Annotated in this window: 1 pseudogene; it reads right to left on the bottom strand. The window is 72.0% G+C overall.

Annotated elements, in window-relative coordinates:
* Nucleotides 1–492, bottom strand: a pseudogene (locus DD1DGNOD_RS27770) (hypothetical protein); the annotation flags it as partial.

The raw sequence follows: 492 nt of genomic DNA, 5'->3' as shown, positions 1-492 counted from the left end.
ACGCCGGCGAGCAGACCGGTTCCCACCAGGGGCATGGGCAGGTAGCTCAGACGGCTGTACGTCGAGAGGACCCCGGCGAGCGGCCGGGAGATCCCGGTGAGGACGTAGTGGCCGTCGGCGGCATGCGGGTTCTTAGCAGGCAGGACGTTGGTCAGCTCCGCGGGCATCTCCCAGGTCGCCGCCCGCGAGGTCCGCGCGTTCTCGTGCCGGACGGGCGAGAAGTAGCCGATCAGATAGGTAGCCGTGGTGGTGGCCACCATCGCCGGTTGGGCCCGGACGACCTCGGCGGCGAACTGCCCGGCGAGCTCCTCGCGCCCGGCGGGGATGCCGCGATTGCCCTGGCGCAGCAGCGAGTCGTGGGGCCACAGGTACATGTCGGGTTGTGGGCGCTGCGCCACCGGCCGCGGGTCGCAGAGCGTCCGGAGGTCCTGCCGGGACAGGACGCCACAGTCGGCGAACGGCGCCACCCGTCCGTACAGGAAGAAGCCGGCG

The organism is Candidatus Protofrankia californiensis, from assembly GCF_900634765.1.
Taxonomy (GTDB): domain Bacteria; phylum Actinomycetota; class Actinomycetes; order Frankiales; family Frankiaceae; genus Protofrankia; species Protofrankia californiensis.
This window is presented reverse-complemented; position numbering and strand designations above follow the sequence as displayed.